At 66.2% G+C, this 23,871-nt stretch carries 22 protein-coding genes; 5 read left to right on the top strand and 17 right to left on the bottom strand.

Annotated elements, in window-relative coordinates; all coding sequences use genetic code 11:
* Positions 1 to 387: 387 nt before the first annotated feature.
* From tyrS to DDA93_RS11150, 4 genes are all read right to left on the bottom strand, one after another.
* Positions 388 to 1,728, bottom strand: coding sequence for a tyrosine--tRNA ligase (gene tyrS / locus DDA93_RS11165; RefSeq protein ID WP_279325272.1), 1,341 nt, complete (start codon positions 1,726 to 1,728; stop codon positions 388 to 390).
* Positions 1,729 to 1,741: 13 nt separating this feature from the next.
* On the bottom strand, positions 1,742 to 3,994 hold the full coding sequence (locus tag DDA93_RS11160) for a UvrD-helicase domain-containing protein (protein WP_024476451.1): 2,253 nt from the start codon (positions 3,992 to 3,994) through the stop codon (positions 1,742 to 1,744).
* A gap of 76 nt (positions 3,995 to 4,070) precedes the next feature.
* Entirely contained in the window at positions 4,071 to 4,622 is a 552-nt protein-coding gene (locus DDA93_RS11155) for an adenine phosphoribosyltransferase (RefSeq protein WP_237742115.1), read from the bottom strand.
* Positions 4,619 to 5,254, bottom strand: a complete 636-nt coding sequence (locus DDA93_RS11150; RefSeq protein WP_243400603.1) for a DNA-3-methyladenine glycosylase — start codon at positions 5,252 to 5,254, stop codon at positions 4,619 to 4,621. The genes DDA93_RS11155 and DDA93_RS11150 overlap by 4 nt, the downstream gene beginning before the upstream one ends.
* Positions 5,255 to 5,348: 94 nt before the next feature.
* On the opposite strand from DDA93_RS11150, the gene DDA93_RS11145 reads away from it, so the two are divergent.
* Positions 5,349 to 6,908, top strand: coding sequence for an AlkA N-terminal domain-containing protein (locus tag DDA93_RS11145; RefSeq protein ID WP_116778822.1), 1,560 nt, complete (start codon positions 5,349 to 5,351; stop codon positions 6,906 to 6,908).
* Positions 6,905 to 7,450: a methylated-DNA--[protein]-cysteine S-methyltransferase gene (locus DDA93_RS11140; RefSeq protein ID WP_116778821.1), complete on the top strand. Its 546-nt coding sequence runs from the start codon at positions 6,905 to 6,907 to the stop codon at positions 7,448 to 7,450. Before DDA93_RS11145 ends, DDA93_RS11140 begins: the two co-directional genes overlap by 4 nt.
* Here DDA93_RS11140 and DDA93_RS11135 read toward each other — a convergent pair.
* The 11 genes from DDA93_RS11135 to argC form a co-directional block, all read right to left on the bottom strand.
* Entirely contained in the window at positions 7,423 to 7,761 is a 339-nt protein-coding gene (locus DDA93_RS11135) for a hypothetical protein (protein WP_165802623.1), read from the bottom strand. The genes DDA93_RS11140 and DDA93_RS11135 overlap by 28 nt on opposite strands.
* Positions 7,725 to 8,297, bottom strand: coding sequence for an SRPBCC domain-containing protein (locus DDA93_RS11130; protein WP_116778819.1), 573 nt, complete (start codon positions 8,295 to 8,297; stop codon positions 7,725 to 7,727). The genes DDA93_RS11135 and DDA93_RS11130 overlap by 37 nt, the downstream gene beginning before the upstream one ends.
* A gap of 61 nt (positions 8,298 to 8,358) precedes the next feature.
* The gene (locus tag DDA93_RS11125; protein ID WP_019483392.1) at positions 8,359 to 9,120 is read right to left on the bottom strand and encodes a maleylpyruvate isomerase family mycothiol-dependent enzyme; all 762 of its coding nucleotides are present in this window, start codon (positions 9,118 to 9,120) and stop codon (positions 8,359 to 8,361) included.
* A 53-nt stretch (positions 9,121 to 9,173) separates the two neighbouring features.
* A complete protein-coding gene (argH, locus tag DDA93_RS11120; RefSeq protein WP_019483393.1) occupies positions 9,174 to 10,610 on the bottom strand; it encodes an argininosuccinate lyase in 1,437 nt (478 codons plus the stop codon).
* 2 nt (positions 10,611 to 10,612) lie between these two features.
* Positions 10,613 to 11,815 (bottom strand): argininosuccinate synthase, encoded by a 1,203-nt coding sequence (locus DDA93_RS11115; RefSeq protein ID WP_019483394.1) that lies wholly within the window; start codon positions 11,813 to 11,815, stop codon positions 10,613 to 10,615.
* A 55-nt stretch (positions 11,816 to 11,870) separates the two neighbouring features.
* Positions 11,871 to 12,395, bottom strand: a complete 525-nt coding sequence (locus tag DDA93_RS11110; RefSeq protein WP_019483395.1) for an arginine repressor — start codon at positions 12,393 to 12,395, stop codon at positions 11,871 to 11,873.
* On the bottom strand, positions 12,392 to 13,357 hold the full coding sequence (gene argF / locus DDA93_RS11105; RefSeq protein WP_116778818.1) for an ornithine carbamoyltransferase: 966 nt from the start codon (positions 13,355 to 13,357) through the stop codon (positions 12,392 to 12,394). Before argF ends, DDA93_RS11110 begins: the two co-directional genes overlap by 4 nt.
* Positions 13,354 to 14,619 carry an acetylornithine transaminase gene (locus tag DDA93_RS11100; protein ID WP_116778817.1) on the bottom strand — a complete coding sequence of 422 codons (1,266 nt, stop codon included), beginning with the start codon at positions 14,617 to 14,619 and terminating at the stop codon, positions 13,354 to 13,356. Before DDA93_RS11100 ends, argF begins: the two co-directional genes overlap by 4 nt.
* The gene (gene argB, locus DDA93_RS11095; RefSeq protein ID WP_116778816.1) at positions 14,616 to 15,524 is read right to left on the bottom strand and encodes an acetylglutamate kinase; all 909 of its coding nucleotides are present in this window, start codon (positions 15,522 to 15,524) and stop codon (positions 14,616 to 14,618) included. Before argB ends, DDA93_RS11100 begins: the two co-directional genes overlap by 4 nt.
* A gap of 38 nt (positions 15,525 to 15,562) precedes the next feature.
* Entirely contained in the window at positions 15,563 to 16,732 is a 1,170-nt protein-coding gene (gene argJ, locus DDA93_RS11090; RefSeq protein ID WP_024476439.1) for a bifunctional glutamate N-acetyltransferase/amino-acid acetyltransferase ArgJ, read from the bottom strand.
* The gene (argC, locus tag DDA93_RS11085) at positions 16,729 to 17,760 is read right to left on the bottom strand and encodes an N-acetyl-gamma-glutamyl-phosphate reductase (RefSeq protein ID WP_116778815.1); all 1,032 of its coding nucleotides are present in this window, start codon (positions 17,758 to 17,760) and stop codon (positions 16,729 to 16,731) included. The genes argJ and argC overlap by 4 nt, the downstream gene beginning before the upstream one ends.
* A gap of 113 nt (positions 17,761 to 17,873) precedes the next feature.
* Here argC and DDA93_RS11080 point away from each other — a divergent pair, with 113 nt between their 5' ends.
* Positions 17,874 to 18,839 (top strand): quinone oxidoreductase, encoded by a 966-nt coding sequence (locus DDA93_RS11080; protein ID WP_116778830.1) that lies wholly within the window; start codon positions 17,874 to 17,876, stop codon positions 18,837 to 18,839.
* Positions 18,840 to 18,913: 74 nt separating this feature from the next.
* Here the strand turns inward: DDA93_RS11080 and pheT are convergent, their stop codons facing one another.
* Both pheT and pheS read right to left on the bottom strand, forming a co-directional pair.
* Positions 18,914 to 21,454, bottom strand: a complete 2,541-nt coding sequence (pheT, locus tag DDA93_RS11075; RefSeq protein ID WP_116778814.1) for a phenylalanine--tRNA ligase subunit beta — start codon at positions 21,452 to 21,454, stop codon at positions 18,914 to 18,916.
* A gap of 2 nt (positions 21,455 to 21,456) precedes the next feature.
* Positions 21,457 to 22,548 carry a phenylalanine--tRNA ligase subunit alpha gene (gene pheS / locus DDA93_RS11070; protein WP_116778829.1) on the bottom strand — a complete coding sequence of 364 codons (1,092 nt, stop codon included), beginning with the start codon at positions 22,546 to 22,548 and terminating at the stop codon, positions 21,457 to 21,459.
* Between the two features lie 143 nt (positions 22,549 to 22,691).
* Between pheS and DDA93_RS11065 the strand changes: the two genes are divergently transcribed.
* Both DDA93_RS11065 and DDA93_RS11060 read left to right on the top strand, forming a co-directional pair.
* The gene (locus DDA93_RS11065) at positions 22,692 to 23,150 is read left to right on the top strand and encodes a DUF4157 domain-containing protein (RefSeq protein WP_116778813.1); all 459 of its coding nucleotides are present in this window, start codon (positions 22,692 to 22,694) and stop codon (positions 23,148 to 23,150) included.
* Entirely contained in the window at positions 23,147 to 23,794 is a 648-nt protein-coding gene (locus DDA93_RS11060) for an SIMPL domain-containing protein (protein WP_165802622.1), read from the top strand. The genes DDA93_RS11065 and DDA93_RS11060 overlap by 4 nt, the downstream gene beginning before the upstream one ends.
* Positions 23,795 to 23,871: the final 77 nt, after the last annotated feature.

Raw genomic sequence — 23,871 nt, 5'->3', positions numbered from 1 at the left:
GGGTGATGTCATGCAGCCAAATTCAACCAATCAATAAAACAATCGGTATCAACAAACATGGCACACTATTGAGTTCTCAAATAACAGGCGCAATTCGTATTATCTGTAAATAATCTTTCTATTTACATTTCCTCGCTGCGACTTATCTAAAGTTATTCCATCCGCATTCTCTTTGTCAAATCCGCGTTATTTCCGGATTTCGGCAAAAACAACCGAATGAGCCGACGAAAAGTTGAGGTAATTCTGGCTTCTGTGCAAAGCACACGCCGGAGCTACCTGTAAATTTTCGAAGGGGGTGGTTGCCACTCAGTGGCGGCAACTCATGAAACATTACACGTGGATCTGAGTGCACGCAAATCGTCCTGCTGCACGCCTGAACCAGGTGGTTTAGGCGGGTGCGACGTCCACAGTGGCGAGCGTCCGTTTGCCCCGGCGAAGGACCAGGTACCGCCCATGCAGGAGCGATTCGGGGCCCACAACAGTGTCAGGATCCTGGACTTTGGTGTTGTTCACGTAGGCACCCCCTTCCGAGACGGTGCGTCGTGCGGCTGAGTTACTTGCCGACAGCCCGCTGGCCACCAACAGATCAATAATCCCCAGACCAGCAGTCGACACAGTGGCAGTGGGTAACTCGGCAATTGCCGACGACAGGGTGGTCTCGTCGAGTTCCGACAGTTCACCCTGACCGAAAAGCGCTGCGGACGCGGCAATGACCTTCTCCGTTGCGTCCACGCCATGCACCAACGAGTTCACCTCGAAGGCAAGCGCGCGTTGCGCCTCCCGCAAGTGCGGCCGTTCGTCGGCAGCGCGGCCCAACTCTTCGATTTCCTCACGGGATTTGAACGTGAACACCTTCAGCCTTCCCACCACATCAGCGTCGGCGGTGTTGAGCCAGAACTGGTAAAAGGCGTACGGGCTGGTCAGCTGGGCATCGATCCAGATGGCGTTGCCCTCGCTCTTGCCGAACTTGGTGCCATCCGAGTTGGTAATCAGCGGCGTCCCGATAGCGTGGACGCTCTTCCCCTCGGCACGCCTGATCAGGTCCGTGCCGCTGGTCAGGTTGCCCCACTGGTCTGAGCCGCCCGTCTGCAGGGTGCAACCGTAGCTGCGGTAGAGCTCCAGGAAATCCAGGCCCTGCAGAATCTGGTAGCTGAACTCGGTGTAGCTGATCCCGGCGTCGGAATTCAGCCGCGCACTGACGGCGTCCTTGGCGAGCATGGTGCCCACCCGGTAGTGCTTCCCGATTTCACGCAGGAAATCAATAGCACTCAGCGGTGCCGTCCAGTCGAGGTTGTTGACCATCCGGGCAGGATTGGACCCGGTGAAATCGAGGTATTTCTCGACCTGTCCCCGCAGCTTCTCGACCCACTCCGCCACCGTTTCAGGAGTGTTGAGTGTCCGTTCGGAGGTGGGTCGCGGGTCACCGATCAAACCGGTGGACCCCCCAACCAGGCCGAGCGCACGATGGCCGGCGAGCTGCAGCCGGCGCATGGTGAGGAGCTGCACCAGGTGTCCGAGGTGTAGGCTCGGTGCAGTCGGGTCGAAACCACAGTAGAAAGTCACCGGGTCCCCCGCAAGGGCTTTTTCGAGCGCTTCCTCGTCGGTGGACACATGAATCAGTCCACGCCACTTCAGTTCCTGCCACACATTGGCGAAAGCTGGGTCGTTGCGCTGGGCGTTCAGGAGTTCGGCGAGGCCGTGGTCTGTGGTTTCTATTTGCTGGGACACAGACTCTAAATTATCAGTCCTCGATGCCCGCCGGTATTTCGCCCGTGGCAATCAGGCGCAGTCGCTGGGTAGGTCGCGTCATCGACACGTACAGGTCGCCGACACGGATGGACCGTGGGTCGAGCATTTCTGCTGGTTCCAGCACCACGACGCCGTCGAACTCCAGCCCCTTCGCCTCCCGGGGACTCGTGACCACAATGTCCTGACCCATGCTGCCCGCACCGAAGCCGATCCGCTGACCGTAGACTCCGGTCAGAGCGGACCGCACCTCCGCCAGAAGCCGCTCGGGGGCAATGATGGCGAGCAACCCGCCCTCCACCGCACTGAGTTCTTCGGGAAGAGCCTGCAGGAGCGCCGGAATCAGTTCAGGAACCCGGTCTACGATCGGGGCCCACCGGCCTTCTCGGACAGCCTTGGGTGCCGAGACCACCAGGCCCGCGGCATTGGCCATCCGGGCCGCCGCCTCGGCAATCTGCGCCGGTGTGCGGTAGTTGACGGTGAGCTCTTCGAGCTGCCACCGCTCCCCCACGAACGGTTCAAGCGCCTGCTGCCATGAATTGGAGCCCGCGGCCGAACTGGTCTGGGCAATATCACCCACAATGGTGAACGATTTCAGGGGGCAGCGGCGCATCAGCACCCGCCACTGCATGGGGGATAGTTCCTGGGCCTCGTCGACCACAATGTGGCCAAACGCCCATGTCCGGTCGACTGAGGCGCGTTCAGCTGCGCTCAGCCGGGCTTCGGTGACTGCATTGTGGTCCGCAAGGTCTTCAGCGCTGAGCACACCATCGACCCCTGAATCCGCCAGCGACTCGTTGACATTCTCGAGGGTTCGTTCGGCGTTTGCCAGGTCGCGGCGACGCTCCTGGTCCCGGGCCGCTGTGTCCCGACCCGCTGAGGGATCGAGGTCGCCGAGCAGTTCGGCTGCCTCGTCCAGCAACGCCACGTCGGCTTCGGTCCAGGGTGCACCTGCTGGTCGGGTGAGGTGGCCCACCTCCGCGTCGCTGAAGCCAGGAGCTGCAGCGGCAAGGATGCCGGGCTTGGTCAATAGTTCAGCGACGAATTTCTCTGGGGTCAGCGGCATCCAGGCCAGGTTCAACGCGATCCGGACGTCGCGCGAACTGCGCACGTCTTCTGCCAGGTAGGACCGGTCAGCGGTATTGCCGGCGCCCGACGATTCCTCAAGCTGCTCGGTGAGTTGTTCGGTCAGCTCGCGCAGGAGGATCTTGACGAACGTCACCCGGGCTTCGTTATGGGGTTTCCCGGTGGCCCGGGCGCGGTCGCGTGCCTTGCGCACCTGCCGGGGGGAAAGGGTCAGGATGGTTCCCTCGACATTGAGACGCTTGTCCTGGTCGGGGACCCGTTGGCGGTTCGCCAGGGCTCGCTTCAGCACCTCGACCATCTCCAGACGGCCCTTGATCTCTGCTGCTTCCTCGGTGGGCTCCTGTATGGCAGTGATGCCGGGCATCAGGCTGCCGATGCTCGCCATCACCACGCCGGTTTCACCCAGCGACGGGAGCACCCGCTCAATGTATTTCATGAACGCGTTGGTGGGTCCCACCAGGAGGACGCCAGCCGACTTCAGCCGTTCACGGTGCGTGTAGAGCAGGTAGGCGGCGCGGTGGAGCGCAACAGCTGTCTTGCCGGTTCCCGGGCCACCCTGTACGACGACGACGCCCTGCAGCGGCGCCCGAATCACCCGGTCCTGTTCGGCCTGGATGGTTCCGACGATGTCGGACATTTGTCCGGTGCGCTTGGAATTGAGGGCGGCGAGCAGCGCACCCTCACCCTGGAGTGATTCATCTTCGGTCAGGAGGGCTGCATCCAGCACATCATCTTCAATGGCAAGGACGTTCCGTCGGGACAGAATCAGGTGACGACGACGACGAACGCCCATTCGCTCGAAAGCGGTCGCCTGGTAGAAGGTACCGGCTTCGGGTGCACGCCAGTCGACCATCAGCTGTTGCAGGTCCTCGGTGGACAACCCGATCCTGCCGATGTACCGCTCATCCCCGTCGTCAAGGTCCAGCCGGCCAAAGACGAGCCGGTCGTCGACGGCGTTGAGCTGGGCCAGCCGATCCTCGTACATCGTGGCGAAAGCGTCGCGTTCGGACCGGTTCTGGTGGGAGCCGGCCGACAGGGAACGGCGCACCTCTGCCAGCTGCCCGCGCTTCTCGTCACGGAGTTCATCGAGCCGTTGGTAGAGTCCCGCCACGTAGCCGCGCTCATGGTCGAGTTCGTTACGGGCCGTGGATGTGTGATGCATTATGCGTTTCCCTCTCGCCAAAGGCAGACCGTCAATTCTACAGTGCAGCTGGCACTTTTGGCATGATCGGTGAATCCTATGAGGCCACCACCGTGTGCACTGGGTACTGCTGGACTTTCAGCCGTCCCTGCAACCCGGTGAGTTCCAGGACCACCGCGCAACCGACAACCTCGGCTCCGCACGATTCGAACAGGGCGGTCGCCGCGGCCAGGGTGCCCCCGGTGGCCAGCACGTCGTCGAGCACCAGCACCCGCGTCCCCGGGGCGACGTCGTCCTGATGGATCTCCAGCTTTGCCTCCCCATACTCGAGGCTGTAGGACTCGGAGAGGACCGGCCGGGGCAGCTTTCCGGGTTTGCGGACCGCCAACACTCCGGTGCCGGTCGCGTAGGCGACGGCGGCGGCCAGCAGGAATCCGCGTGCCTCAATCCCTGCGACGAGGTCGAAGGTGCCGGTGAAGGGTTTGACCAGGTCATCGATGACGGCACGGAATGCGGGTCCATCGCTAAACACCGGGGTGAGATCGCGGAAGCTGATTCCCGGCCGGGGAAAGTCCTGAACGGTCAGGCAGAGTTGTTCAACATAGTCCTGAGCTGTCGTCCCGGAGATTGTGGGCACTGAATTATTCACCCGTTAACTGTACGGGGTATACGGGGCTTCGCCGCGCGGTACCGCGACACGGTGGGGTCGTCGGTGAGCCAGTACCGCCAGGGATATTCACTGCCCCCGCCCACGCCGGCGACTCCGACGCGGGGGCCACTCGACACGAGGTCCGGGTCCACCGGTGCCGCAGGCAGGGTCAGGGTGAGGGGCGCCGCAAACAGGTCGGCGCCGTCAAGTTTCCGGTTCAGTCCGAGCGCCTGAGCCAGGCGGGCTGGTCCGCGGGCCAGGTCGACGTCGTGTCGTGGAGACTTCCGCCGTTCCCGGGCAACATCGAGCCCCTCGACGATTTCCCCTGCCCGCAGCAGCAACCCGGTTGCCTGACCTGCCTCGCCGCAGACCACATTGGCGCAGTAGTGCATACCGTAGGTGAAGTAGACATAGAGGTGGCCGGGGTTACCGAACATGGTGGTGTTCCGGGCCGTCTGTCCGCGGAACGCGTGCGATCCCGGGTCGTCGGCACCAAGATAGGCCTCCACCTCGGTGATGCGGACGGCAACGCGGCCGGTGTCGTCGTCGTGGGTCAGGGTGCTCCCCAGCAGCAGGGGCGCGACCTGGGTGGCGGGCAGGGCCAGGCGGTTTCTGTCGGGGGTCGCAGTCACGCACACGACGGTAGCAAACCCTGCAGCCACCCCACCCACGCTGATGTCCGATTTCCGCTAGCTGAGGGGCGGTTCAACCTGCAACGATGGGTGGATGGACTTCTGGCAGCAGTATCGGGCAATCGACTCGCGGGACGCGCGTTTTGACGGCCAGTTCGTCACAGCTGTGGCGACAACGAGAATTTACTGCCGGCCGTCATGCCCAGCGAGAACCCCCAAGCCCGCCAATGTGCGGTTCTACCAGACCTCGGCGGCCGCGCACCAGGCCGGGTACCGTGCCTGCAAACGCTGTCTCCCAGAGGCGGTCCCGGGCACCCCGGACTGGAACCTGCGCTCCGATGCTGCGGCCCGCGCCATGCGGCTGATCTCCGATGGAGAGGTGGACCGGACCGGCGTCACGGGACTGGCAGCGCGGCTGGGTTATTCAAGCCGCCAGTTGAACCGGATCCTGCATCAGGAGTTGGGCGCCGGCCCACTCGCCCTCGCCCGTGCCACCCGCGCCCAGACCGCACGGTCACTGCTCACGGCTACCGGCTTGAAGTTCTCGGACATTGCCTTCGCCGCCGGGTTCAGCAGTATCAGGTCCTTCAATGACACCGTGCAGGAAGTGTTTGCGCTCACCCCCTCCGATCTTCGCGGCCGCGCGAAAGCCGCCGGCGACAACACCCCCGGCCGCCCGGCTGGTACCACCCCGGCTGGTTCAACCCTGGCGCTGACCCTCCCCCTCCGCGCCCCCTACGACCCCGGCATCTTCGAGTTCCTGCGGCTCCGAGCGGTCGACGGCGTGGAGCACGCAACCGATGGGGTGTACGAGCGGTTGCTGCAGCTGCCGGGAGGACAGGGCAGGTTCAGCGCACGCCTGACCACGGCGCCCAGTGGCGTGCCTGCGCTGGCTGTGACAGTGACCGTGGAGAAGTTGCCCGACCTGCCGGTGTTGTTGTCCCGGATTCGCCGGCTATTCGACCTCGACGCCGACCCGCAAGCCGTCGACGGCGTCCTGGGCGCCGACCCGCTGCTCGCCGACCGGGTGCGCCTCCTTCCCGGGATCCGGCTGCCCGGGGCCACCGACCCCCACGAGATTCTGATCCGCGCGCTCATCGGTCAGCAAATCTCTGTCAAAGCCGCCCGGGGCACGCTGCACCGGCTCGCGGCGCTCGGTACCGCGTCGACGCTGGTCCCCCAACCGGGCGCCAGCACGCTCCACCGGCTCTTTCCCACTCCGGCTCAACTAGCCGACGGCGGCGCCGAGCTCCTCACCGGCCCGGCTCGACGTCGTGAAAGTATTCTGCGGGTCAGCGCAGCCCTCGCCGAGGGGCGTCTGCACCTTGGGGTGGAGGACAGTGTCGCGGACCTGAAACGCAAACTCCTCCCACTTCCGGGCATTGGGCCCTGGACCGTCGGCTATGTGGCACTGCGCGTGCTCGGTGCCCCCGATATCCAGCTGGACAATGACGCAGCCCTGCGCACCGGTTGGGCCGCCCTCCCGGGACAGACCGGACCGGTCCACCCGCGGCAGCTTTCGGCGTCCATGGAACGCTTCAGCCCCTGGCGCTCCTACGCCACCATGCACCTCTGGCGCCTGGCTGCCAGCCACCCTGCGACCCGCACCCCCGCAACCCCCGCAACCCCACCAGTGAAAGCAGCAACCCCATGACCCTCGATCCCCCCACCGTGGTCCGGCAAACCACAGTCCTCACCCCTGACGGTCCGTTCACCATCCTGGAGCAGGGCGGCGTTGTGCTCGCGTCTGGCTGGACCTCGGAGCTGGCGGAACTGACCGGGCAAATCCATCCGACACTCCGTCCCACCGACCCACCACGTGAGGTGGCTCCCGCCGAGCTTGGGCCCATCGCTGCGGCAGTCGACGCGTACTACGACGGCGACATTACGGCGATCGACTCGGTGAGAGTGCAACAGGTGTCGGGACCGTTCCGCAGCCATGCGTGGGACATGTTGCGCACTGTTGAGCCGGGCCGGCCGGTCACCTACGCGCAGTACGCCTCGCTGGCGGGCAATGCCGGCGCGGTGCGCGCGGCAGCCGGCGCCTGCGCCAAGAACGCTGCGGCGCTCTTTGTACCGTGTCATCGGGTGATCCGCACCGATGGCTCCCTCGGCGGCTTCCGGTGGGGGTTGGCGGTCAAGACCAGCCTGTTGGCCCGCGAGGCGTCTCACTCAGCGGCGGTGTTGGCCCGGTAGAAGTCCTCAAGCACTCGCAGTTTACGGACGCTGATGTGAGGGGTATCGCCGTCGATATCCACTCCCACCGCATCAAGATGGGCATGCCAGCGGGCCATCAGTGCTGCGGTCTCGGTGGGGTCTTCCACCACATGTCTGACGGTGACAATGGTGGAAGAGCCGGCGGCCGTGAAGTCCACCTCCGCCTGCTCGACCCGCGGCTGCTGCGACGGATCCGCGGTCACCGCGTCCTTCACCCTGGGCAGGGTCGCCTCGAAGCGTCGATCGAAGTGGATCATGGTGACCCCGTCGGCGATCTCCAGTTCACCCATCGTGTGGGAGAGCTGGTATTGGTGGCGTACGCGTCCCGTAACGCAGCCCAGTCTGCATCCGGGCCGGGCGTCCTGCCAGCAGCGATGGCGTCGAGGGTGTCCAGGATGAGTTGCCAGCCAGCAGCACCCTCGGTGAGGAAATCTGCGGTTTCCGATCGGACCCGCAACTGCAGCAGGGCACCGCCGGCGCAGTCAAGAACCCGCCATTCCAGGATTGATTCGAGCCCCATGTTGTCGTCCCAGGTGACCTGGAGGCTGGTGGGCGGGTTGAGTTGAAGAACAGTGCCGGTGGACGGGTCGCCGCCCATATCCAGCGCATATTCCTTTCCGAGTTCCCAGCCAGGTGTCAGCTTCCCAAGCCACTGGGCGAGCCGTGCCGGTTCGGTGAGAAGGTTCCAGATGTAGGAGCGCGGGTAGTCGAACTGCCGGTCGAACGCCAGCACATACCCGTCCCTCAACCGTTCAACACGGCCCAGCGGCTCGGCACGGTGGGACGCCGATTCGCGCTGCAACTCGCCGGTGAGTTGGGATTCCATGCTGCCTCCTGGGACAGGATGCTCCCAACCTACAGCAGGCACCTACCGTTCCGGAAGGGTGTTACTGGGGCGAGACCGCTGCCGGCCAGGGTCCCAGCTCCGGCAGGTCAACTGTGTCGGCGTCTTCGGCCGCATCAGTGGCTTCCAGACCACCGACGGGTTCGCGACCCGCAAGCCACGCGGCGATGTCCTGCAATGCGCCGGTCACGACGACGGTGTGGGCGGCCTCCGAGGTGTCGTCGGAACCGGGCGCCTGGACTGTGATCGCTTCCTCGCCCATCGGCTGCAGCTTCAGGACAGTTCCCTGTGGGACGCGGGCTGCAAGGAAATCGATGAGGTAATGGCAGAAGCGGTCGCTCCAATCCCGGGTGGTGGTGCCGGCATCGAGGTCGGACGCGTGGATCACCAGCTCCCGCCACAGCGCCAGGGCCGCGTCGTAGACAGTCCCATTCCGGAAGGAGACTTTTGCCTCCCACTGGTCGCGGGCGTTCTCGAACGCGCCGACGGCGGCGTCAACCGCCGCCACCAGTGCTTCCTTCTGCTCGGCGGCCGGGCGCTGGGCCCTGGCCTCGATGGCCTGGACCCGGCCCTCGTACCCGCCGTCGTACAGCTCGATCAGGTTGCCCTGCGTCGCATGCTCGACCTGCCGCTGCATGGCGCGCGAGATTCCCTCCGCGTGCGCGACCACGTGGGCCCGCGACCAGCCGGGCAACGCGGTAGGTTCGCCGAACGAACTGTCGTCGATCCCCTTCACTGTGGCCTTCAGGTCCTCACCGGCAACGGCGAGCCCGGCTGATACTTCGCGGATGAGATGCTCAATCACTGTGGGTCCTTATCGTCTGGCCCGGTCGACGGGCGGCTGCACTAGATCCTGTCCTAGAGCGTACCCCGCACGTCAGTCAGGAAGCTGGCAACGCCTGCCAGCTCCTGCCGGAGGGCCTGCAGCTGGCGCTGCACCGCCACCGGGGCCGTGCCGCCCTGGGAGTCTCGGCTGTTCAGGGAACCCTCGACCGTGAGGACCTCGCGGACACCCGGGGTGAGGTGCTGCGAAATGGACGCATAATCCGCGTCACTGAGGTCCCACAGCTCCACGCCACGGCCCTCGGCCAGCCGGACGGCTGCACCGGAGAGTTCGTGGGCTTCCCGGAAGGGGACCCCCTGCCGGACCAGCCATTCGGCTACGTCGGTCGCCAACGCGAAACCCTGGGGTGCGAGGGACGCCATCCGTTCGGTGTTGAACGTCAACGTGGCGATCATGCCGGAGACTGCTGGGAGCAGCACTTCCAGCGTGTCGGTCGCGTCGAAGACCGGTTCCTTGTCCTCCTGGAGGTCACGGTTGTAGGCCAGCGGCAGCCCTTTGAGGGTGGCGAGCAGCCCCGTGAGGTTGCCGATCAGGCGGCCCGCTTTGCCCCGCGCCAGTTCAGCGACGTCGGGGTTCTTCTTCTGCGGCATGATCGATGACCCGGTGGAATAGGAGTCATGCAGGGTGACGAAGGAGAACTCCTTCGTGGCCCACAGGATCACCTCCTCGCTGATCCGGGACAGGTCCACCCCGATCATTGAGGCGATCCACGCGAACTCGGCGTAGACATCCCGCGCCGCCGTCCCGTCGATCGAGTTATGGGTCGCCGAGGCGAAACCCAGCTCCGCCGCGACAGCCTGCGGGTCCAGCCCCAGCGAGGATCCCGCGAGGGCGCCGGAGCCATAGGGCGACACGGCCGCCCGTTTGTCCCAGTCCTGAAGCCGCTGCACATCGCGCAGCAGCGCCCAGGCATGGGCGAGCAGGTGATGGCTCAAAAGCACGGGCTGGGCATGCTGCAGGTGGGTGCGGCCCGGCATCGGAACCCTCAGATGGTCCTCGGCCTGTTGTACCAGCGCTTCAATGGTGGCCAGCACCCCGGCCCCGACGATCCGGGCGTGGTCCCGCAGATACATGCGCCCCAGGGTGGCGACCTGGTCATTGCGGGAGCGGCCAGCGCGGAGCTTGCCGCCCAGCTGGACGCCGGCACGTTCGATCAGGCCACGTTCCAGCGACCCGTGCACGTCCTCGTCCGATGCGGCGGGCGTGTACGCGCCGGAGCGGACGTCGTCGTCGAGGGCGTCGAGGGCGGCGAGCATGCCGGTGAGTTCGTCGTCGTCGAGCAGGCCCGCCCGGTGCAGGACCCGGGCGTGCGCCCGGGACCCGGCAATGTCATACACGGCCAGGCGCCAGTCGAAGTGGGTCGACTTGCTCAGGGCGGCCAGCGCGTCGGCGGGTCCGCCGTCGAACCGGCCGCCCCAGAGGGCTCCCTCGTTGGTGGAGGCTCCCGCCATCGCTACTGACCCGCCCGCTCGTCGCGGCCGGAGGCCACCTTGGAGGACAGACCGAAGATCTCGATGAAGCCGCGGGCCATTGACTGGTCGAAGGTGTCGCCGGTGTCATAGGTGGCCAGGTTGAAGTCGTACAGCGAGGTCTCGGACTTGCGGCCGGTGACCGTGGCGCGGCCGCCGTGGAGGTCCATCCGGATGTCCCCGGAAACGTATTTCTGGGTGTCGTCGATGAACGTGTCAAGGGAGCGCTTCAGCGGGGAGAACCACTGGCCGTCGTAGACCAGCTCGGTCCAGCGCTGGCCGACGGTCTTCTTGAACCGGGCCTGCTCGCGTTCCACCGTGACGTTTTCCAGCTCGCGGTGCGCGGCGATCAGGGCCATGGCGCCGGGCGCCTCATAGATTTCGCGGCTCTTGATGCCGACCAGGCGGTCCTCCACGATGTCGATCCGGCCCACGCCCTGGGCGCCGGCACGGCGGTTCAGCTGTTCGATGGCCTGCAGGGGGGTGACTGCAACGCCGTCGATGGCGACGGGGATGCCCTCACGGAAGGTGATGGTCACCTCGTCGGCGGCCGGGGAAAACTCGGGCGAATCGGTGTACTCGTAGACGTCCTTCGACGGGCCGTTCCAGATGTCCTCGAGGAAACCGGTCTCGACGGCGCGACCCCAGACGTTCTGGTCGATCGAGAACGGGTTCTTCTTGGTGGTCTGGATGGGCAGGTTGTGCTCCTCCGCGAAGGTGATGGCCTTGTCCCGGGTCAGGGCCAGGTCACGCACGGGGGCGATGCAGCGCAGGTCCGGGCCGAGGGTCTGGATGCCCACCTCGAAACGCACCTGGTCGTTGCCCTTGCCGGTGCAGCCGTGGGCCACCGTGGTGGCGCCGAATTCACGGGCGGCCGCCACCAGGTGCTTGACGATAACCGGGCGGGAGACCGCCGAGACCAGCGGGTAGGCGTCCATGTACAGGGCGTTGGCCTTCAGCGCTGGCATGCAGTAGTCGTTGGCGAACTCGTCGCGGGCGTCAGCCACGTAGGCTTCGACGGCGCCGCAGTCGAGGGCACGCTGGCGAATCTCCTCCAAGGATTCACCGCCCTGTCCAACGTCGACGGCGACGGCGATGACCTCGGCGCCGGTCGCTTCGGCGATCCAGCCGATGGCTACTGAGGTGTCGAGTCCGCCGGAGTAGGCGAGGACAATGCGTTCAGTCATGGGTTGTGCTCCTAGGGTGTTGAGGTTGGTTTTGTCTGAAAGAGGCAAGAAATGGTCAGGACAGGGGTTTGCTCATCGGGTCCTGCGCAAACTGGCGGAAGCGCTCCGCCACGTCCGGCCCGCCCGCCGGGTCGCGGGTCACCAGCATAATCGTGTCGTCGCCGGCGATGCTCCCCAGGACCGAGGGCATCACCGAGTGGTCGATTGCCAGGGCCAGGAAGTTCGCGGCCCCCGGCGGGGTCCGCAAGACGACCAGGTTTCCCGACGCCTCAGCAGTGACGAGTAACTCCGAGCACAGCCGGGACAGCCGGGAATCGAGGATTTCCTGGGTGACCCCGCTCTGCGGCGTCCGCCCGCCGCCTTCGGCGGGCACCGCGTAAACGAGGGTACCCTCGCCGGCACGGACCCGCACCGCACCGAGCTCCACCAGGTCGCGGGAGAGGGTCGCCTGGGTGACCAGGACGCCGTCGTCGGCCAGGAGAGCAGCCAGTTCTGCCTGGGACCGGACCGACTGCCCGGTGAGGATCGCCCGGATCCTCGCCTGGCGGGCGGTCTTGGTGGTGGGCTGGAGGGAGGTCATCGTCGGTCCATCAGCCAGACCATCAAGGCCTTCTGGGCGTGCAGCCGGTTTTCGGCCTCGTCCCAGACCACCGATTGGGGGCCGTCGATGACATCGGCGGCAATCTCGTAACCACGGTACGCGGGCAGGCAGTGGAGTACGACGGCGTCGGGGGCGGCGTGCGCCATCGCGGCCGCATCCACCCCGTAGCTGCTGAACAGCTCAAAGGTTGCGTCCTTGGCTCCCGCGCTGTCCGGTTCCTGGCCCATAGAGATCCAGGTGTCGGTGGCGACGACGTCGGCGTCGGCAAGCGCGGTGGCAGGGTCGGTGGTGACCAGCACCGACCCACCCGTCTCGGCAGCCCGGGCAGTGGCCTGATCGATCACCGACTGCTGGGGAAGGTGCCCCTCGGGGCCGGCGATCCGGACGTGCATGCCAGCGGTGACCCCCGCGAGCAGGTAGGAGTTGGCCATGTTATTGGCAGCATCGCCCAGGTACGCGAGGCTCAGCCCCGCCAGGGTGCCCTTGTGTTCGCGGATGGTCAACAGGTCAGCGAGAAGCTGGCACGGGTGGTAGTCATCGGACAGCGCGTTGATCACCGGGACCTTCGACGCCGCGGCCATCTCTTCCAGCCCGGCCTGTGCGTAGGTGCGCCAGACGATGGTGGAAACCATCCGTTCGAGCACCTTGGCGGTATCGGTAATGGATTCCTTGTGGCCCAGCTGCGACTCCCCCGCCCCGATGATCAGTGGGACCCCGCCGAGGTCGGCGATGCCGGTGGCAAAGGAGACGCGGGTGCGGGTGGACGTTTTGTCGAAGATGACCGCGACGGTTTGACGTCCCGCAGTGGCTGCTCCGTCTGGATCCAGGCCGGCGTAGGTGCTGCGCGAATACGGGGCACGCTTGAGCTCGGCGGCAAGGTCGAGGACTTCGGTCTGCTCGGCCTGGGTCAGGTCGGTGTCGACCAGGAAGTGGCGGGTCATGGGGTACGTTCCTTTGCGATATTCAGGATGCCGGGCAGCGCGGCGGTGAAGGTGGCAGCCTGCTCTCTGGTGAGGATCAGCGGTGGTGCCAGGCGCAGCGTGTGCGGTGTGGGAGCGTTGATGATGAAGCCCTGGAGTAGTGCTTCGGTCACGGCCGCAGCGGCGTAGTCACCGGTCAGGTCGAATCCGATCAGCAGCCCTTCACCGCGGACCTCGGTGACCAGCTCGACAGTGGCAAGCTCGGCGCGGAGCCAGGCTCCGACGTCGTGCGCGTGGCCGAGGAGGTCGGTGGCCTCGATGGTGTGCAGGGTAGCCAACGCTGCGGCCGTCGCGACGGGATTCCCCCCGAAGGTGGTGCCATGCTGGCCGGGGGTGAACAGGGATGACACCGCAGCGCCGAACGTGATCAGGGCACCAATAGGGAACCCGCCGCCGAGTCCCTTGGCAAGCGTCATGGCATCCGGCACGATGCCGCTGGGCTGATGGGCAAACCAGGACCCGGTGCGGCCGATCCCGGTCTGGACCTCGTCGAGGATCAACAGCGCGCCAGCTCGGGTGGTGACCTCACGGGCGGCCTGCAGATACCCGGGAGGGAGCGGACGGACGCCAGCCTCCCCCTGGATGGGTTCGAGGATGACCGCTGCAACGGTCTCGTCGACCGCGTTCACCAGCGCCTCGATGCTGCCGAACGGCAGATGTTCGACGCCGCCGGGGAGCGGTTCGAACGGCTCACGGTAGGCCTGCTTCGCGGTCAGCGCGAGCGCCCCCATGGTGCGGCCGTGGAAGGCGCCGTCCAGGGCCAGGATCCGGGTGCGTGCGGGTTTGCCGTCCGCCGCTGGGGTGCTGTTGCGGCGCGCCAGCTTGAAGGCTGCCTCCACCGCCTCGGTGCCTGAGTTGGTGAAAAAAGCCTTCGACCCGGCGGGCGCCGCCGAGAGCTGCAGCAGTTTTTCGGCCAGGGCAATCTGGGTGGGGCTGGTAAAGAAATTGGACACATGACCCAGGGTGGCGAGCTGGCTGGAGATCACCGAGGTGACGAACGGGTGGGCGTGGCCCAGAGCGTTGACGGCGATACCGCCGAGCAGGTCGAGGTACTGGTTGCCGTCGGCATCCCAGACGGTGCAACCGTTGCCGCGGACCAGAACCCGCTGCGGGGTGCCGAAGACGCCGAGCAGCGAGGAGCTGTAACGCGCCAGCCAGTCAGCACCCGAGGCCTGCTGGTCGAGCACTTCGGCGAGCTGTTCCGTGTGGTTGAGATCAGTCATGATCCGTCCTCGTCCGGTACCACCTGGGTGCCGATTCCGGCGGTGGTGAAGGTTTCCAGCAGCATGGAGTGGGCCAGCCTGCCGTCGACGATGTGCGCGCGCTCCACTCCGCCGTCGATGGCGGCGAGGCACGCGGTCATTTTCGGAATCATGCCCGACTCGAGCTGCGGCAGCATGGCGCGCAGCTGGCCAGCGGTGAGGGAAGAGATCAACGAGGACCTGTCGGGCCAGTTGGCGTACAGCCCCTCGACGTCCGTGAGGATCACCAGTTTGGAGGCGTTCAGGGCCTGGGCCAGGGCCGCCGCGGCGGTATCGGCGTTGACGTTGAGGACCTGGTTGGTGCCCTCGCCGTCGTCGTCAATCTCCGGGGCGACCGTTGAAATCACTGGGATCCGGCCGGCCTCAAGGATGTCGAGGATGGCGGCCGGGTTCACGCCGACCACCTCGCCGACCAGGCCGAGGTCCACCTCGACGCCGTCGACGACGGTGCCGGTGCGGGTGGCTTGCAGGAGGCCGCCGTCCTCACCGGAGAGTCCGACGGCGTAGGGGCCATGGGAGTTGATGAGACCGACCAGCTCGCGGCCCACCTGACCGGTGAGCACCATCCGGACCACGTCCATGGTGGCGGGGGTGGTGACCCGCAGGCCGCCCTTGAATTCGGACTCCATGCCGAGCCGTTGCAGCATGGAGCTGATCTGCGGTCCGCCGCCATGGACGACGACCGGGCGGATTCCGACGTGGTGGAGGAAGACGATGTCCTCGGCGAAGGCGCGGCGCAGGTCCTCGTTGACCATGGCGTTGCCGCCGTATTTGATCACCATCGTGGTGCCAGCAAACCGTTGGATCCACGGCAGCGCTTCGATGAGGGTCTCTGCCTTGTCCTGTGCGGCAATGACTGAATTCATGGTGTCCTTCTGTTCTAAGCTGCCGCGGCGGGCAACCGTTACGACGAGTACGCCGAGTTTTCGTGCACGTATTCGTGCGTGAGGTCGTTGGTCCAGATGGTCGCGGTCTCGGTCCCGGCGTTGAGATCAATCTCGACCGTGACCTCGCGGCCCGTGAGGTCCACCAGGTCCCGTGAATCGCCGATGCCGCCGTTGCGGCAGATCTGCACCCCGTTCATGGTGACGTTCAACTGGTCCGGTTCGAAGGCCGCGTCGGTGGTGCCGACCGCTGCCAGCACCCGGCCCCAGTTGGGGTCGTTGCCGAAGATGGCCGTCTTGAAGAGGTTTGAGCGGGCCACCGATCGGCACACCGTTTCGGCGTCCTTCTCGCTGGCCGCGTTGACGGCGGTGATGGCGATGTCGTGGCTGGCACCTTCGGCGTCCTTGATCAGCTGCTGGGCCAGTGAATGGCAGACCCCGGTGAGCGCTCCCTCGAACTCCTGCAGGTCGGGGGTGACCCCGCTGGCGCCCGACGCGAGCAGGACCACCGTGTCGTTGGTGGACATGCACCCGTCCGAGTCGGTCCGGTCGAAGGTCACTCGAGTGGCCGCGCGCAGGGCCGTGGCCAGCTGTGCGGGATCGACAACAGCGTCGGTGGTGAGTACCACCAGCATGGTGGCCAGACCGGGGGCGAGCATTCCGGCGCCCTTCGCCATCCCGCCGATGGAGTATCCCTCGCTGGGGGCGTCGACTGAAGCCGGGTGCCTCGCGTTCTTTGGCACCGAATCGGTGGTCATGATGGCTTCGGCTGCGGCCTGCCCGCCGGCGGTGGACAGTTGGGCGACGGCGTCGCTGACGCCTGGCAGCAGCTTGTCCATGGGGAGCTGTTCCCCGATCAGCCCGGTGGAGCAGATGAAAACGTCACCCGAGGAGACCCCCAGCGCGTCGGCGACGTACTCGGCGGTGGCGTGAGTGTTCTGGAAGCCAACGGCCCCGGTGCAGGCGTTCGCTCCCCCGGAGTTGAGGACCACTGCATCGACCCGCCCGTCGGAAACCACCTGACGGGACCACTGCACGGGTGCGGCGGCAACCCGGTTGGAGGTAAACACTGCCGCTGCGTGCTGCAGGGGTCCGTCGTTGACAACGACCGCGACATCGGGCTTGCCCGAGGATTTGAGTCCGGCGGCAGTGCCTGCGGCGCGGAATCCGGCCGGTGCGGTGATGCTCATGGTGCTACTCCCTGCAAGGTGAGCCCAGCGGTCTCCGGGAGTCCCAGGGCAATGTTCATGGATTGGATGGCCCCGCCGGCGGTGCCCTTGGTGAGGTTGTCGATCACGCAGGTGACAATCACGCGCCCGGCGTGTTCGTCGAACGCCAGCTGGAGGTTGGCGTAGTTGGAGCCGAGCACGGCCTTCGTGGCCGGCCAGTGGCCTTCCGGTAACACGGTGACGAAGGGTTCGTCGTCGTACGCTGCGGTCCAGGCATCCCGCAGCTGTTCGGCAGTGGTTCCGGGCATCACCTTGGCGGTGGCGGTGGTGAGAATGCCGCGGGCCATCGGTGCGAGGGTCGGGGTGAAGGACACCTGGACCTGCTGCCCGGCGGCGAGGGACAGCCCCTGCTCAATCTCGGGGGTGTGCCGGTGTGCGCCACCGACTCCGTACGGGCTCATTCCCCCCATCACCTCGGACCCCAGCAGGTGCGGCTTGACCGCTTTGCCCGCGCCGGAGGTGCCCGACGCTGCAACGATAACGACGTCGTCGGGCTGCAGCAGCCCGGCCGCGAACCCCGGGGTGAGCGCCAGCAGCGAACTGGTGGGGTAACAGCCCGGGACGGCGACCCGGCGGGCGGAGCGCAGGAGTTCGCGGTGGTCGGGCAGCTCAGGGAGGCCGTACGGCCAGGTGCCGGCGTGGGCGGAGCCATAGAACTTTTCCCAGGCAGCCGGGTCGGAGAGGCGGTGGTCGGCGCCGGCATCGATCACGAGGGTGGTGTCGGGTAGCTGGGCGGCGATATCGGCGCTGGCGCCGTGAGGCAGGGCGAGGAAAACCACGTCATGGCCAGCGAGGTTTTCCACTGTGGTCTCTTCAATCAGGCGGTTGCTCAGCGAGTGCAGGTGTGGTTGAAGTTCACCGAGGCGCGATCCTGCACTGCTGTGGGCAGTGATCGCACCGATGGTCACCGAAGGATGGGAGGCGAGCAGGCGGAGCAACTCACCGCCGGCGTAGCCGCTGGCACCCGAAACCGCCACTGAAATAGTCATGACCCAACAGTACAACAGGAATATACAGAGGTCCACATAAATATGCACGAGGTGCTGCGAGGAGACCCGGTCGTTCTAGCATGGAAACACAGCACGCCAACAAAGGAGCCTCGATGCCAACAGCCATTGTTATCCAGCAAGCCGGAGGGCCCGAAGTACTCAAGGTGACCGAGGTGGATCGGCCCACACCAGCGGGCTCCGAGCTCCTGGTGCGGGTGGCCGCGGCAGGCGTCAACTACATCGAAACCTATCAGCGCAGCGGCTACTACCCGGTGGGCTATCCCTTCACCCCGGGCGCCGAGGCCGCCGGCGAGGTGGTGGCGCTGGGCCCGGAGGCGTCCGGCTTCGCCGTCGGCGACCGGGTGGCCTTCGCCGAAGGGAAGGGCACCTACGCCGAGTTCACCCTGGTGGAAGCCGACAAGGCCCTGCCGGTGCCCGAGGGCATCAGCCTCGAAACGGCAGCAGCGCTTCCGTTGCAGGGCATGACCGCGCACTACTTGATCAATACCACCTTCACCGTTCAGCTGGGCCAGACGGTCTTGACGCATGCCGGTGCGGGAGGCGTGGGCCTGCTCCTCATCCAACTGCTCAAGGCCAGGGGTGCCCGGGTGATCACCACGGTCTCCACCGACGCCAAGGATGCGCTGGCCCGGGAAGCCGGAGCAGATGAAGTGCTCCGATATGAGGGCTTCGACACCGCCGTGCGGGAGCTCACCAACGGCGTCGGAGTGGATGTCGTGTACGACGGCGTGGGCCGGGCCACCTTTGACGGGTCGTTGGCGTCGCTACGGAAGCGCGGCACGCTGGTGCTGTTCGGCGCTGCGTCGGGGCCGGTTCCGGCGTTCGACCCGCAGCGGCTGGCGTCCGCGGGGTCGGTTCATCTCACCCGGCCGAAACTGCTCGATCACCTGCTGACCGTTGAGGAACGGCGCTGGCGCTCCTCGGAGCTGTTCGCCGCCGTCGTGGACGGCTCGCTGAAGGTCAGGATTGGCGCAACCTATCCCCTGGAAGCCGCTGCGCAGGCGCACGAAGACCTGGAGGCACGCAAAACCACCGGAAAAGTGCTGCTCGTTCCCTAGCACCCGGATTGACTGCCCGTGACCCGTGGGCAGTCCGGGCGGTCCGGAACCGCGACCGGACCGCCCGGAACGGGCTAGCGCTGGACGGCTCCGTGGCGTTCGGCCGCCAGGTGGACCGCTGCGTCGCGGGCGCCGCTGGCCTGGTCGGCGGTCAGGGTCCGGTCCGGTGCCCTGAACCGCAGGGCGAAGGCCAACGACTTGCGCCCGTCCTCGATTCCCGCGCCGTCGTACACGTCAAACAGGTGCACGTCCTCAAGGAGCTCCCCCGCGCCTTCGCGCAGGGTCGACAGCACGACGTCGGCCGGCAGCCCGCCGTCGACCACCAGTGCCACATCCTGGGTGGTGGCAGGGAAGGTCGAGAGGTGCTTCGCGACAATTACATCCGGAGCGGCGTCGAACAGCAGGTCGGCGTTGATTTCCAGCGCCACGGTGCGGGCTGGCAGGTCTAGGGCGGCAAGAAGCTTCGGGTGAAGTTCGCCGGCATAGCCGAGCAGTTCACCGGTGCGCAGCGAAATGCGTGCCGTGCGACCGGGATGGAACACCTGGTGCTCCCCCTGCGTCACCTCAAGGTCGACGCCGACGACGTCGGCCATCAGCCGGACCGTGTCCAGGGCATCCGCCCAGTCCCACGGGCGTGGCTGATGGTTGGCGCCTGCCGGTGAGTCGTTGCCGGTGAAGACAGCAGCGATGGTCAACGGCTGGTCGGGCAGTCCGTCATAGAGGCCGTCCAGGATGTCCTCGGAAGGGCGGACACCTAACGGCGGAATGTCACGACTGCCGACGGCGTCCTGTGGCAGGAATACCAGGCCCGCCTCGTACAGGGCCAGATCCCGGAAGCCACGTGAATGGTTCCGTTTGGCGACTTCGATCAGTCCGGGCAGCACCGAGCGGCGCAGGTAGCCCAGTTCGGCGCTCAAGGGGTTGGCCAGCTTGATGGCGGGCTGTTCCGTCGCGTCGGCGGACCCGAAGGTGTTGTTGCTGTCCAGCGACACGAACGGGTAGGAGAGCACCTCGGTGAGGCCCGAGTCGGCCAGCGCCTGCAGCACGCGGCGGCGCTGCACCTGGACGCGGGACAGGCCGCTGCCGGGAGGTGCCACGGGAAGCCGCGACGGGATCTTGTCGTAGCCCACCAGCCGGGCGATTTCCTCGGTGAGGTCGTCCTTGATCTGCAGGTCCTGCCGCCAGCTGGGCGCCGTGACGGTGTGACCGCCGTCGTGCGCTTCCACTACGGCCCCCAAATCGGTGAGGGCCCCGGTGATCTGCTCGTCGGTGAAGTCGATGCCGATCCGGCTGGCCGCGTAACCAGCAGGCAGGTCGATGACGACGGCGTCGGGCTGAGTGCCCACCTCGGTTCCGGCGTCGTCGGCGGTGCCACCGGCGAGTTCGACCAGCAAGTCCACCACGCGCTGGGCGGCGATGCCGGCAACCTGCCAGTCCACCCCACGCTCGAACCGCTTGGAGGCCTCGGACGGCAGCTTGTGGCGGCGGCGTGATCGCGCGATCGACACTTCATCGAAGTGGGCCGCCTCGACCAGCACCGTGCCGGTCGAGTCGGACACCTCCGTGTCGGCGCCACCCATGACACCGGCGATGCCGATGGCGCCTGAACCGTCGGCAATCAGGAGGTCTTCGACGTCGAGCTTGCGGACCTTGTCGTCGAGGGTTTTGAGCGTCTCCCCCGGCGTTGCCCGCCGGACGACGATGCCGCCGGAGAGCTTGTCCTGGTCGTAGCAGTGAATGGGCTGACCCAGTTCGAGCATCACATAGTTGGAAATGTCGACGGGCAGGGAAATGGAACGGATCCCGGCGAGCCGGAGCCGGGACGCCAGCCACGGCGGCGTGGGACGGCTCGCATCTACGTTGCGGACGGTGCGGGCGACGAACCTGTCACAGCCCGGGTTGCCGTAGATCGGCGACTCGTCGCTGATGGTGACCGGGTACCCACCGGACAGTGCCGCGGGCGCGGTGACCTGGGCTGCGGGGTCGGTGAAAGCGGTCCCGGTGGCATGGGCGTACTCACGGGCAACGCCGCGGATCGAGAAGCAGTAGCTGCGGTCCGGGGTGACGTTGATTTCGGCGGCCTGGTCGTAGAGACCCAGCAGGTCCATGGCATCGGAGCCCACCTCCGGGTCGAGTCCGAGGGTGGAGAGCACCAGGATGCCGTCGTGATCGTCGCCGATGCCAAGTTCACGCACCGAAGCGATCATGCCGGCGGAGACGTGGCCGTAGGTTTTGCGGGCGGCGATGTGGAAGTCGCCGGGCAATACGGCGCCCGGCAGGGTGACCACCACCTTGTCACCCTCGACGAAGTTGTGGGCGCCGCAGACGATGCCCTGCACCCCCGACGGGTCGATGCCCTCGGTGGTCAGCGTCTGGGGCTGGCCTTCGGGGACAACGCGGACCTGGCACCAGTTGATGGTTTTGCCGTTGGTCTGCGGCTCCTTGACCACCGAGAGCACCTGGCCGACGACGACGGGCCCGGACAGGGTGTCGGTGGGACGGTGCACGGCCTCTTCCTCAAGGCCGACCTTGACCAGTTCAGCCATTACGTCTTCGGCGGTGGCACCGGCTGGGACCTGTGCGAATTCACGCAACCAGGAAAGTGGAATACGCATGCTTAGATCTCCATCCCGAAGTGCTCGCTGAACCGTACATCGCCCTCAATCATGTCCCGCATGTCGCCTACCTCGTTGCGGAACATCAGGGTGCGTTCAATGCCCATGCCGAAGGCGAACCCAGAGAATTCCTCGGGGTCGATGCCCGCAGCGCGCAGCACATTGGGGTGGACCATGCCGCAGCCACCCCACTCGATCCACTGCGGCCCACCCTTGGCGCCGGGGTGCCAGATGTCGAGTTCGGCTGATGGCTCGGTGAACGGGAAGAAGTTCGGGCGCAACCGGATCTGGGCGTCGTCGCCGAACATCAGCCGGGCGAAGTGCTCCAGGGTGCCGCGCAGGTCGGCCATGCTGAGGTTCCGGTCGATGGCCAGGCCTTCGAACTGGTGGAACACGGGCGTGTGGGTGGCGTCGAGCTCATCGGTGCGGAACACTTTGCCGGGGCACAGCACGTACAGCGGCAGCGGACGTTCCAGCATGGACCGCACCTGGACGGGTGAGGTGTGGGTGCGCAGCAGCAGGTGCGCCTCGGGAGGCTCCACGAAGAAGGTGTCCTGCATGTCACGGGCCGGGTGGTCTGGTTTGAAGTTCAACGCGTCGAAGTTGAACCACTCCGACTCCAGCTCGGGTCCTTCGGCGATTTCCCAGCCCATGCCCACGAAGATGTCGCTGACGCGTTCCTGCAGGGTGGACAGCGGGTGGCGTGCACCCGCACGCCGACGTCGCGGTGCGGCCGTCACATCCACCGCCTCCTCAACGAGGATGCGGGCATCACGTTCGGCTTCCAGTTCAGCCGTCCGGGCGGCGAGCGCAGCGTTGATTCTGCCGCGCGCCGGCCCGATGTTCTTGCCGGCCGCAGCCTTCTCGTCCTTGGCGAGGGCACCGATGCCCCGGTTCGCGAGGCTGAGTGGCGATTTGTCGCCGGTATGGGCGATTCGCACCTGCTTAAGCTCGTCAAGATCGGCCGCGGCTGCAATGTCGTCGAGCGCGCGATCAACGGTCGCGCGAATCGCCTCGGCATCAAGCGGGGAAGGAACGTCGACGACGGCGGACGTTGCGTGCGCGGGTCCGCCCGGCGGTGTGGAGTCAGACATCGAGATGTTCATACCTTCAGTGGTGGTGGGCAACTGGTGTTTCACCGCGGATCCGGTGACCGTTGGCAGACGGTGCAAGTCTAGCTAACACCGGTGCTGAGTCCCCAATGGGCACCTGTGACTCCCGTACTAGGATGATTCCCATGGTCCCGGCCCACAGAATGCGATGGCTGCTCAACTGGCTGAACCTGTCCACCGCGGCGGGGCTGATGCTGGCGAAAACGAAACGGTGCGACCTCCGCCCTGGCCCCGAGGGGCTCCTCCTCGCTTTCGGCTACACCGGCACCCTGCCGGTCGCGCGTGCCTTCACCGTGGGAAACGTCATCCTGTTCCGCGGGTCCGCCTTGGAGGGGGCACCCCGCCCGGCGCTCCTTGCCCACGAAGCCCGGCACAGCACCCAGTACGCCATCTGTCTGGGGTTGCCCTTCCTGCCGCTTTACTTCGCGGCGGCGGCTTTTTCCCTCCTGCGTACCGGCGATCCTGCATCCCTGAACCTTTTTGAGCGGCGCGCGGGATTGGCCGATGGTGGGTATGTTCAGCGACCAGTGCGGCCGCTTGCCACGACACTTTCCGCCGTATTCGGGAAAAGGGGAGCACCGTGACGTTGGGTACCGACGTTCCAACCATCACGGTCACCGGTACCGGCTCGGTCGCCGCTGTGCCCGACCGCCTGCACCTCGGCGTCGGGGTGGAGGTACGCCGTCCGACGGCCCCGCAGGCGTATCTCGGGGCCGCCGACGCTGCTGTCAGGGTGTTCGATGCCCTGGACTCCCTCCGGCTTCAGTCACTTCAACGGGCCACCCACCAGATCGGGCTGCGCGCGGAAATCCTGTGGGGCGAGAACCAGGAGCAGCGGGTCACCGGGTATGTCGCGTCACAGGATCTCAACCTGTCGATCGGTGACCTATCGTCAGCGTCAGCCGTACTTGAGGCTGTGGTGCAGGCTGGCGGCGACGATGCCCGGATCAGCTCTCTGTCGTTCGGCTTCTCCGATCCGGAGGCCAGGGCTGCCCAGGCACAGGAGGCCGCCTGGCAGGATGCACTCGCCCGGGCCCGCCGCTGGGCCGAACTGGCGGGATGCGTCCTCGGCACAGTGGAGGAAGTATCCGAGGTGGCGGGACACTCTCCGCGTCCCCTGATGCGCGAAGTGATGTTGGCTGAGCAATCAGCTATGCCCGTCGAACCAGGCGAGGCCGACGTCGTCTGTAGCGTTACGGTCCGCTGGCGGATCGCGACGCTGGAGTAACGCGGCTGGAATAACGCACCAGTAACGCTCGGCGTGCTATTCAGAGACCCGAGTTCGGGCTGAATCAGGTGAATCGT

Source organism: Arthrobacter sp. Bz4 (genome assembly GCF_003075455.1).
In the GTDB taxonomy this organism is placed as follows: domain Bacteria; phylum Actinomycetota; class Actinomycetes; order Actinomycetales; family Micrococcaceae; genus Arthrobacter_D.
Note: the sequence above shows the minus strand (reverse complement) of the source record. Positions and strands in the feature narration are given on the sequence as shown.

Coding starts and splice junctions, on each gene's coding strand:
- DDA93_RS11135 (WP_165802623.1), bottom strand. CDS start 7,761: ATGGGTGAACTGGAGATCGCCGACGGGGTCACCATGATCCACTTCGAT.
- argF (WP_116778818.1), bottom strand. CDS start 13,357: ATGACCCGCCACTTCCTGGTCGACACCGACCTGACCCAGGCCGAGCAG.
- argC (WP_116778815.1), bottom strand. CDS start 17,760: ATGACTATTTCAGTGGCGGTTTCGGGTGCCAGCGGCTACGCCGGCGGT.
- DDA93_RS11160 (WP_024476451.1), bottom strand. CDS start 3,994: ATGCATCACACATCCACGGCCCGTAACGAACTCGACCATGAGCGCGGC.
- DDA93_RS11145 (WP_116778822.1), top strand. CDS start 5,349: ATGGACTTCTGGCAGCAGTATCGGGCAATCGACTCGCGGGACGCGCGT.
- DDA93_RS11130 (WP_116778819.1), bottom strand. CDS start 8,297: ATGGAATCCCAACTCACCGGCGAGTTGCAGCGCGAATCGGCGTCCCAC.
- pheT (WP_116778814.1), bottom strand. CDS start 21,454: ATGCGTATTCCACTTTCCTGGTTGCGTGAATTCGCACAGGTCCCAGCC.
- DDA93_RS11110 (WP_019483395.1), bottom strand. CDS start 12,395: ATGACCTCCCTCCAGCCCACCACCAAGACCGCCCGCCAGGCGAGGATC.
- argH (WP_019483393.1), bottom strand. CDS start 10,610: ATGGCGGGAGCCTCCACCAACGAGGGAGCCCTCTGGGGCGGCCGGTTC.
- DDA93_RS11115 (WP_019483394.1), bottom strand. CDS start 11,815: ATGACTGAACGCATTGTCCTCGCCTACTCCGGCGGACTCGACACCTCA.
- DDA93_RS11080 (WP_116778830.1), top strand. CDS start 17,874: ATGCCAACAGCCATTGTTATCCAGCAAGCCGGAGGGCCCGAAGTACTC.
- pheS (WP_116778829.1), bottom strand. CDS start 22,548: ATGTCTGACTCCACACCGCCGGGCGGACCCGCGCACGCAACGTCCGCC.
- DDA93_RS11065 (WP_116778813.1), top strand. CDS start 22,692: ATGGTCCCGGCCCACAGAATGCGATGGCTGCTCAACTGGCTGAACCTG.
- DDA93_RS11100 (WP_116778817.1), bottom strand. CDS start 14,619: ATGACTGATCTCAACCACACGGAACAGCTCGCCGAAGTGCTCGACCAG.
- DDA93_RS11140 (WP_116778821.1), top strand. CDS start 6,905: ATGACCCTCGATCCCCCCACCGTGGTCCGGCAAACCACAGTCCTCACC.
- argJ (WP_024476439.1), bottom strand. CDS start 16,732: ATGAGCATCACCGCACCGGCCGGATTCCGCGCCGCAGGCACTGCCGCC.
- argB (WP_116778816.1), bottom strand. CDS start 15,524: ATGAATTCAGTCATTGCCGCACAGGACAAGGCAGAGACCCTCATCGAA.